This window comes from Streptomyces sp. NPDC086835 (assembly GCF_044745705.1).
GTDB lineage: Bacteria > Actinomycetota > Actinomycetes > Streptomycetales > Streptomycetaceae > Streptomyces.
Genome location: NZ_JBIVAU010000004.1, coordinates 482,044 through 491,295 on the forward strand (window position 1 = coordinate 482,044; position 9,252 = coordinate 491,295).

At 72.1% G+C, this 9,252-nt stretch carries 7 protein-coding genes; 4 read left to right on the top strand and 3 right to left on the bottom strand.

What is annotated here, in order from left to right; all coding sequences use genetic code 11:
* Positions 1-23 precede the first annotated feature (23 nt).
* Positions 24-3,605 carry a transcription-repair coupling factor gene (mfd, locus tag ACIPJI_RS17300; protein WP_356618405.1) on the top strand — a complete coding sequence of 1,194 codons (3,582 nt, stop codon included), beginning with the start codon at positions 24-26 and terminating at the stop codon, positions 3,603-3,605.
* An 86-nt stretch (positions 3,606-3,691) separates the two neighbouring features.
* Here mfd and ACIPJI_RS17305 read toward each other — a convergent pair whose 3' ends face one another.
* Positions 3,692-4,993, bottom strand: a complete 1,302-nt coding sequence (locus tag ACIPJI_RS17305; RefSeq protein ID WP_402247062.1) for an SGNH/GDSL hydrolase family protein — start codon at positions 4,991-4,993, stop codon at positions 3,692-3,694.
* A 119-nt stretch (positions 4,994-5,112) separates the two neighbouring features.
* On the bottom strand, positions 5,113-5,691 hold the full coding sequence (locus ACIPJI_RS17310; RefSeq protein ID WP_356618401.1) for a TetR/AcrR family transcriptional regulator: 579 nt from the start codon (positions 5,689-5,691) through the stop codon (positions 5,113-5,115).
* An 88-nt stretch (positions 5,692-5,779) separates the two neighbouring features.
* Between ACIPJI_RS17310 and ACIPJI_RS17315 the strand changes: the two genes are divergently transcribed.
* The 3 genes from ACIPJI_RS17315 (at position 5,780) to ACIPJI_RS17325 (ending at position 8,275) form a co-directional block, all read left to right on the top strand.
* Entirely contained in the window at positions 5,780-6,646 is an 867-nt protein-coding gene (locus tag ACIPJI_RS17315; protein ID WP_356618399.1) for an SCO6745 family protein, read from the top strand.
* Between the two features lie 22 nt (positions 6,647-6,668).
* Positions 6,669-7,439, top strand: a complete 771-nt coding sequence (locus ACIPJI_RS17320; protein ID WP_356618398.1) for an HNH endonuclease family protein — start codon at positions 6,669-6,671, stop codon at positions 7,437-7,439.
* An 89-nt stretch (positions 7,440-7,528) separates the two neighbouring features.
* On the top strand, positions 7,529-8,275 hold the full coding sequence (locus ACIPJI_RS17325) for an N-acetyltransferase (protein ID WP_402247065.1): 747 nt from the start codon (positions 7,529-7,531) through the stop codon (positions 8,273-8,275).
* Positions 8,276-8,353: 78 nt separating this feature from the next.
* On the opposite strand, the gene ACIPJI_RS17330 is transcribed toward ACIPJI_RS17325, so the two are convergent.
* The gene (locus ACIPJI_RS17330; RefSeq protein WP_356618394.1) at positions 8,354-9,082 is read right to left on the bottom strand and encodes a uridine kinase; all 729 of its coding nucleotides are present in this window, start codon (positions 9,080-9,082) and stop codon (positions 8,354-8,356) included.
* Between the last annotated feature and the right edge of the window lie 170 nt (positions 9,083-9,252).

The following is a 9,252-nucleotide window of genomic DNA, read 5'->3' on the forward strand; positions in this document are numbered from 1 at the left end:
CTCCCCCTGGACGGAACCCCTTCATGAGCCTGCACGGTCTGCTCGATGCCGTCGTACGTGACCCGGCGCTCGCCGAAGCGGTCAAGGCGGCCGGCGACGGCCGCCGTACGCACGTGGACCTGGTGGGGCCGCCCGCGGCGCGGCCCTTCGCCGTGGCCGCCCTGGCCCGCGACGCCGGCCGTACCGTGCTGGCCGTCACCGCCACCGGCCGGGAGGCCGAGGACCTGGCCGCCGCCCTGCGGTCGCTGCTGCCGGGCGAGGGCGTCGTCGAGTACCCGGCGTGGGAGACGCTGCCGCACGAGCGGCTCTCGCCCCGCTCCGACACCGTCGGCCGCCGCCTCGCCGTGCTGCGACGCCTGGCCCACCCGTCGTCCGACGACCCGGCGGCAGGGCCCGTGCAGGTCGTGGTCGCGCCCGTACGGTCCGTACTCCAGCCGCAGGTCAAGGGGCTGGGCGACCTTGAGCCCGTGGCGCTGCGCACCGGGCAGCAGGCCGATCTGAACGAGGTTGTGGAAGGGCTGGCCGCGGCCGCCTACTCGCGGGTGGAACTGGTCGAGAAGCGCGGCGAGTTCGCCGTGCGCGGCGGCATCCTGGACGTCTTCCCGCCGACCGAGGAGCACCCCCTTCGGGTGGAGTTCTGGGGCGACGACGTCGAGGAGATCCGTTACTTCAAGGTCGCCGACCAGCGCTCCCTGGAGGTCGCGGAGCACGGACTGTGGGCCCCGCCCTGCCGCGAGCTGCTGCTGACCGCCGAGGTGCGCGGGCGGGCCGCGGCCCTCGCGGAGGCCCACCCCGAGCTGGGCGAACTGCTCGGCAAGATCGCCGAGGGCATCGCCGTGGAGGGCATGGAGTCCCTCGCGCCGGTCCTCGTCGACGACATGGAGCTGCTGCTGGACGTGCTGCCCGAGGGCTCGATGGCCGTCGTGTGCGACCCGGAGCGGGTGCGGACTCGGGCGGCGGACCTGGTGGCGACGTCGCAGGAGTTCCTCCAGGCGTCCTGGGCCGCCACCGCGATGTCCAGCGCGGTCGAAGACCGCTCCGGCAAGGGTGGTGGTGGGCGACGGGCGGGAGAGGCACCGATCGACGTCGGCGCGGCCTCGCTGTGGGGCATCGCGGACGTACGGGACCGGGCGCGCGAGCTGGGGATGATGTGGTGGTCCGTGTCCCCGTTCGCCGCGGACGTCTCCGACCAGGAGGACGACACCGTCAAGCTCGGCATGCACGCCCCGGACGCGTATCGCGGTGACACCGCCCGCGCGCTCGCCGACACCAAGGGCTGGCTGGCCGACGGCTGGCGCACCGTGTTCGTGACGGAGGCGCACGGCCCCGCCTCCCGCACCGTGGAGGTGCTGAGCGGCGAGGGCATCGCGGCACGGCTGGACGGCGACCTGGCCGAAATCACACCGACGGTCGTCCACGTCGCCTGCGGTTCCATCGACTACGGCTTCATCGACCCCGCGCTCAAGCTGGCGGTCCTCACCGAGACCGACCTGACCGGCCAGAAGGCGGCCGGCAAGGACGGCCAGCGGATGCCGACCAGACGCCGCAAGACGATCGACCCGCTGACCCTCGAGGCCGGCGACTACATCGTCCACGAGCAGCACGGCGTGGGCCGCTACCTGGAGATGGTGCAGCGCACGGTCCAGGGCGCGACCCGCGAGTACCTGCTCGTCGAGTACGCCCCCGCCAAGCGCGGCCAGCCCGGCGACCGCCTCTACATCCCCACCGACCAGCTGGAGCAGGTCACCAAGTACGTGGGCGGTGAGGCCCCGACGCTGCACCGGCTCGGCGGCGCGGACTGGACGAAGACCAAGGCGCGCGCGAAGAAGGCGGTCAAGGAGATCGCCGCGGACCTGATCAAGCTGTACTCGGCGCGGATGGCCGCCCCCGGCCATGCCTTCGGCCCGGACACGCCGTGGCAGCGGGAGCTGGAGGACGCCTTCCCCTATGTGGAGACCCCCGACCAGCTCTCCACGATCGCCGAGGTCAAGGAGGACATGGAGAAGACGGTCCCCATGGACCGGCTGATCTGCGGAGACGTGGGCTACGGCAAGACGGAGATCGCGGTCAGGGCGGCCTTCAAGGCGGTCCAGGACGGCAAGCAGGTCGCCGTCCTCGTCCCCACGACACTCCTTGTCCAGCAGCACTTCGGCACCTTCTCCGAGCGGTATTCCCAGTTCCCCGTGGTCACCCGGGCGTTGTCGCGTTTCCAGTCGGACGCCGACGCGAAGGCGACGCTCGAGGGGCTGCGGGACGGCTCTGTCGACATCGTGATCGGCACGCACCGCCTCTTCTCCTCCGAGACCAAGTTCAAGGATCTGGGCCTCGTCATCGTCGACGAGGAGCAGCGCTTCGGTGTCGAGCACAAGGAACAGCTGAAGAAGCTGCGGGCCGACGTGGACGTCCTGACCATGTCCGCCACACCCATCCCCCGCACGCTGGAGATGGCGGTGACCGGCATCCGCGAGATGTCGACGATCACCACCCCGCCGGAGGAGCGGCACCCGGTGCTGACCTTCGTCGGACCGTACGAGGAGAAGCAGATCGGCGCCGCCGTGCGGCGTGAACTGCTGCGCGAGGGCCAGGTCTTCTACATCCACAACCGCGTCGAGTCGATCGACCGGGCCGCGGCGCGGCTGCGCGAGATCGTCCCCGAGGCGCGCATCGCCACCGCGCACGGTCAGATGTCGGAGTCGGCGCTGGAGCAGGTCGTCGTGGACTTCTGGGAGAAGAAGTTCGACGTGCTGGTCTCCACGACGATCGTCGAGTCCGGTATCGACATCGCCAACGCCAACACCCTCATCGTGGAGCGCGGCGACAACTTCGGTCTCTCGCAGCTGCACCAGCTGCGCGGCCGTGTCGGCCGGAGCCGGGAGCGGGGGTACGCCTACTTCCTCTACCCGCCGGAGAAGCCGCTCACGGAGACCGCGCACGAGCGTCTCGCCACGATCGCCCAGCACACCGAGATGGGCGCGGGCATGTACGTCGCGATGAAGGACCTCGAGATCCGCGGCGCCGGCAACCTGCTCGGCGGCGAACAGTCCGGCCACATCGCGGGCGTCGGCTTCGACCTGTACGTCCGCATGGTCGGTGAGGCGGTCGCCGACTACCGCGCCTCGCTGGAGGGCGGCGTGGAGGAGGAGCCCCCGCTCGAGGTCAAGATCGAGCTCCCCGTGGACGCACACGTCCCGCACGACTACGCCCCCGGCGAGCGGCTGCGGCTCCAGGCGTACCGGGCGATCGCCTCCGCCAACACGGAGGAGGACATCAAGGCGGTCCGCGAGGAACTCACCGACCGCTACGGCAAGCTGCCGGAGCCCGTGGAGAACCTCCTGCTGGTCGCCGGGCTGCGGATGCTCGCCCGTGCGTGCGGCGTCGGCGAGATCGTGCTCCAAGGCTCCAACATCCGCTTCGCACCGGTGGAGTTGCGCGAGTCGCAGGAACTGCGCCTCAAGCGGCTCCATCCGCGCACGGTCATCAAGCCGGCCGTCCACCAGATCCTGGTGCCGCGGCCGACGAGCGGCAAGATCGGCGGCAAGCCGGTGGTGGGCCGCGAGCTGCTGGCGTGGACCGGCGAGTTCCTGACAACGATCCTCGGCTCGTAGCGGACACGCCGCCGGCCGGCCGTGGCCCTGCCGGGACACGGCACCGGCCGTGCCCGGGCGGGGCACGGCCGGCCGGTGAACCGCGGTCAGAACTCGTCGAGGTCCAGCGCCTGCGCCATCGCGCGGTACCCCGCGTCGCCCGGGTGCAGGTGGTCGCCCGAGTCGTAGGCGGGGAGGATGCGGTCCGGGTCGGCGGGGTCGGCCACCGCGCGGTCGAAGTCGACCACGGCGTCGTACTCGCCGGACGTACGGATCCAGTGGTTGAACGCCTCGCGCTTGGCCTCGTTGACCGGGGTGTAGTACGAGGACCCCTTGACCGGCGTCAGCGTCGCGCCGATCACCTTGATGCCCTTGGCGCGTGCCTGGCGGATCAGTGAGCGGTGCCCCTCGATCAGCCGCTCGACCGACACCTCGGGCGTCGGCCCGCCGGGGAAGCCTTCCCAGTCGCTGCCGCCGAAGTCGTTGATGCCCTCGAGGACGACGACCGTGCCGACGTTCGGCTCGCTCAGCGCGTCGAGCTTGAAACGGGTGACGCCCTTCTCGCCGGCCCAGACCGTGTCGTTGGTGACCTGGTTGCCGCCGATGCCGTGGTTGAGGACGCCGCGGGGCTCGCCCGCGGCCGCGAACCGCTCGGCCAGCTCGTCCGGGTAGCGGTTGTCGGCGTCGAGGCCGGAGCCGACGCCGTCGGTGATGGAGTCGCCGAAGGCGACGACGGCGTCCCTGCGGGCGGTGGTCCCGCCGCTCACCTCGACGCCGGAGAGGAAGTACCAGGAGTCGCTGGTCTCCTTGAACGCCGATCCACTCCGGTCGTAGCGGTGGTCCCCGTCCGCCCGGTAACTGGTGGCGGAGGCGAACGAGTGGAAGGTGGCCGGTCCGGTCGGCTCCGCCAGGTACAGGGTGACGGTCACCGACTCCAGGGCCGCGACCTTGAGCGGCGCACCGTCGCTGTGGACCGTGCCGCCGGCCGGGATCGTCACGGACCCGCCCTTGCCGAAGGTCAGCCTGCGGACCGAGCCGGGTTCGACAGTGGCGCCTTCGCCGGTGCGGGCGACCGTCGCGCCGGTGATCCGCAGCGGCGTCCTGCCGTACCGGTTCGACAGCTCGATACGGGCCTTGGTGCCGCCGGTGCTCACCCGGACGACCTGCCGGACCGTGTGGTCCGAGAAGCCCTGCTCCGACCAGTTGGGAGCGAACGGCGCGGTCGGCGGTTGTGGAGAGGCCGCCCAACCGCCGTGCCAGGTAAGGCTGCCGCTCGCCGTCGCCGCGGCGACGGCGGTGCCGGCTCCTCCCTGCGTGCCGACGACCGGAAGTACGACGAGAGTCGTCGCGGCCAGCAGTGCGACGCCGGTGCGCCGTAACGACTTCGTCGGTGCCGTACGCCTTGTCATGTGTCCCCGCCCCTTGTTCTCTTCGGAGTTCTTGCCGACGTTCTCTTCAGCGTTCTCATCTGATGCGTGATGCGATGGATACGTGCTCACGCAGGACGTCAAGCGGAGATCGACTCCGGCTATTCCCCGGGCAGTTGCCCGGCATCGGCGGCGAAGAGCAGCTCGGCGAGCGACCTGAAGACACCGGCGGGGTCCCGGTCTCCCACCGGGTCGTCCAGGTTGTGGGTCAGAAGCAGGGTCGCGAAACCGTGGGCCAGGGACCAGGCCGCGATGCCCGCGGTGCGTGGGTCGGGGGCCGGGTCCAGGGTGGTGATCCCCGCGCGGAGCTCGGCCGAGGCGCGTTCCTTGGCCGCCACCAGCCCGGGGTCGTCCGCGCGGCACAGGTCGGGCTGGAACATGACCTGGAAGTGCGCCGGATGACCGAGCGCGAAGCGGACGTACGCGACTCCTCGTTCCCGCAGGTCCGGGGCCTCGGACAGGGCCTGGGCCAGCAGTTCGTGGCCCTCCGCCGCGATGGCCGTCAGCAGCCCGGTCCGGTCCTTGAAGTGGTGGGCGGGGGCCGCGTGGGAGACGCCCGCGCGGCGGGCGAGGTCCCGCAGGCTCACGGCGGACGGGCCTTCGGTGCGGATGACGTCGAGGGCCGCGGTCAGGACGGCCCGCCGCAGGTCACCGTGGTGGTAGGTGCGCTCGCTGCTCATGACCCAAGGCTACGCAGAATCTAGGCATTGACAAGTTCGGCATCGGCGGGCAATCTAGTCGGTGTCTAGATGACATGGAGGCGGGACCATGACCGACGAACTCGGACGCGTGCGGCAGATGTGGCATCTGCTCGAGCCCCTGCACGCCGTGCTCTACTACGCGCCGCAGGCCTTCGAGGAGGCCGCCGCGCTGGGCCATCGGACCGACGAGCGCTGGCCCAGCTACTTCGCCTGGCGTGCCGCACCCCTCGGAGAGGCCGGCGCGGCACAGGTCGGCTCGGCGTTCTACAGCTTCAGCCCGGCGATGGTGCGGGAGTACATCCCCGGCGTCTGGCGCGAGGCGTCCCCCGCGGAGGTGCTCGCCGCCAGGCTGCGCGCCGTCGACCGGACGTACCGGGACGTCCTCGGTGACGCCGTCGCGTCGAAGGAGCTCGCGGAGGCCGCCGAGCTCGCCCGGCGTGCCGCGGAGGCCGCGGAGTGCGCGGGCCGCCCGCTCGCCGCCGCCAACGCCGCGCTGCCCTGGGCCGACGAGCCGCACCTCGTCCTGTGGCAGGCCGCCACCCGGCTGCGCGAGCACCGCGGCGACGGCCACCTCGCCGCACTGCTCACGGCCGGTCTCGACCCCGTCGAGTCACTGGTCTCCTTCGCCGGCGTCGGGGCCGCCCCGGTCGAGACGTTCGAGAGCCGCGGCTGGAGCGAGGCGGAGTGGGCGGCGGCGCGCGAACGGCTCGTGGCACGTGGCCTGCTGGCAGCGGACGGCACCGCCACCACCGACGGGCGCGCCCTGCGCGCCGAGGTCGAGCGGCGTACGGACGAGATGGCCGCCGCACCGTGGGCGGCGCTCGGTCCCGACGACACGGCGCGCCTGTCCGAGCTGCTCGGCCCGTACTGGGTCGCGGTGCTCGGCACCGGTCTGCTGCCCGGGCAGAACACCCTCGGCATCGGCAAGGTCTGAGTCCGGCAGTACGGTACGGACCGTGAACAGACGTGGGGTGGTCGGGGGAGGAGCGGCGGCGCTGCTCGCGGCGGTGCTGGTGACCGGTTGCGAGGGTGTCGGCATCGACGGGGGCGGCGCCGAGGGCGGCGGGGGCCCTTCGCAGGGCGCACCGGGCGCCGGCGGCACCAGCCCGCTCGCCAATCCGCGCGGCACGGAGCCGGGCCTCGCCGCCCTCGTCACCGAGGAGGAGAGGGCGGCCGCCCGCGAGCTGATCGGCGAGGTGACCACCAAGGGCCGCGGCCCGAGGACCGGTTACGACCGCGACGAGTACGGCTACGCCTGGATGGACACCGCCGACGGGGTGCCTCTGGCCAGGAACGGCTGTGACACCAGGAACGACCTCCTGGCCCGCGACGGGAAGGAACTGGCCTTCCGCGACGGCTCCGACTGCGTCGTCGTGGCGATGACCATCCGCGACCCGTACACCGGCAGGACCATCGAGTGGCGCAAGCAGGACGCCGCCGAGGTGCAGATAGACCATGTCGTTCCGCTGTCGTACAGCTGGCAGATGGGCGCTGCCCGCTGGGACGAGGCCAAGCGGCGCCGACTGGCCAACGACCCGCTGAACCTGCTGCCCGTCGAAGGTCGCGCCAACAGCGCCAAGAGCGACTCGGGCCCCGCCTCCTGGCTGCCGCCCAGCAAGCCTGTCCGCTGCTCCTACGCGGTGCGCTTCGCGCAGGTCGCGGTCAAGTACGAGCTGCCGGTCACCAGCGCCGACAAGCGGATCATGCTCGCCCAGTGCGGCGGGTGACCCCGACGCCTGCGGGGCGGCGACAGGGCGCAACGGCGACGGTCGTTTAACCACTGGGGGCCGGGCGCGAGCGCCGTTAGCCTGGCGCCATGGATCTTGAGATCACGACGCTGGCCGAGCGGCCGGAACTGCAGGGCCCCATGTGGCAGATGATCGACACCTGGGCGGACTTCCTTGTCAACGACCCCGTCGGCTGGGCCTACATCGGTCGCATCGTCGGCGAACTGCCCGAGTACGTGCTCGTCGCTGCCGACGCCGAAGGCAAGGTCGTCGGGCGGGCGTTCAGCGTGCCGGTGGCCATGGACACCGACGGGCGCAGGGAACTGCCCGCGGGCGGCTGGGACCAGGTGATGCTGTGGGCCTTCTCGGACCTGCGGCACGGCCGGAAGCCGGACACGATGAGCGCCATCGAGATCACGGTCGCCAAGGAGAAGCAGGGCCAGGGCATATCGGGCCGGCTCCTCGCGGCGATGCGGGACAACGCCCGCCGCCGGGGCTTCGGGGAGCTGATCGCGCCGGTGCGGCCGAGCGCCAAGAGCGCCGAGCCGTCGGCACTGATGAGCGAGTACGCGTACCGCACCCGCGAGGCGGACGGGCTGCCGCACGACCCGTGGCTGCGCGTCCACGTCCGCGCCGGCGGCGTCATCGAGAAGGTGGCCCCGACGTCGATGACGGTCACCGGATCGCTGGAGCAGTGGCGCAAGTGGACCGGGCTCCCGTTCGACACCACGGGCCAGGTCGAGGTGCCGGGCGCGCTGGTGCCCGTGCACTGCGAGGCGGAACGGGGTTACGCGGTGTACGTCGAGCCCAACGTGTGGGTACGCCACCAGGTGTAGGGGAGGCGCATGCGGGGACCGCCTCACCGGGCGGCCCCGCTCTCCCGCCGCCTCGACGGGGGTGCGATCCTCCCCGCCTCAGGACGACGCGACGACGTACGGGGCCTCGAAGTCCGAGTTGTCGATGACGACGTCCGTCCGCGACAGCGGGTCGGCCTCTTCCAGATAGATGCGCTCTGCCACCAGGTACCGGTTCCGGTGGATCGACTCCGCTTCGGAGCCGGCCCAGTCCTGGTCGCGCTCGCCTCCCCGGCGCACCGACAGCTCCTCGTCCACGTGCAACCAGATACGGAAGTCCCAGTAGTCGTCGATCTCGGGCCGGAAGGCGAAGACGCCGTCCACGATCAGTATCGAGTCGGGTGTCAGTGGCGCCCGCTCGCCGGAGTGGTCGACCTGTGTCAGCGGATCGATGCCGCACAGCGCGCAGGACGCCGTCTCCGGCGACCGGCAGGGGTCGAGGAGCAGCCGCCGTGCCGACGCGTAGTCGTAGGCGTTGCGGTAGTAACCCTCGCCCGACTCCCGGTCGTACAGATGACGGTCCCGCCACGGGTTCTTGAAGTCGTCGAGCGTCGCCCGGAGCACGGGGCGACCCGAGTCGGCGACGAACTCGGCCAGTTCATGACCGAAGCTCGTCTTCCCCGCGGCGGTCAGGCCGTCGATGCCGACCAGGAGGCGGCCGTCCCCCAGGGCGAGGATGCGCTTCGCGGTCTCCGCGACGAGCGCGCCGCGTTGTGCCGAGGCCGGCGCAGGGCAGTCCTGCCGCCAGGTCGAGGGGGAGTGGTGGATGTCCGCTCTTGTGGATCCCATGACATGAACGTACCGGGAGCCCCTGGGCGGGACGGCAGGAGCCGGGGGGGGGGGGGGGGGGGGGGGGGGGGGCCCCCCCCCGCGGGCGCGCCCCCCCCCCCCCCCCCCCCCCGCCACCCCACCCCCCCCCCCCACCCCCCCCCCCCGCCACCCCCCCCCCGCGCGCCGCC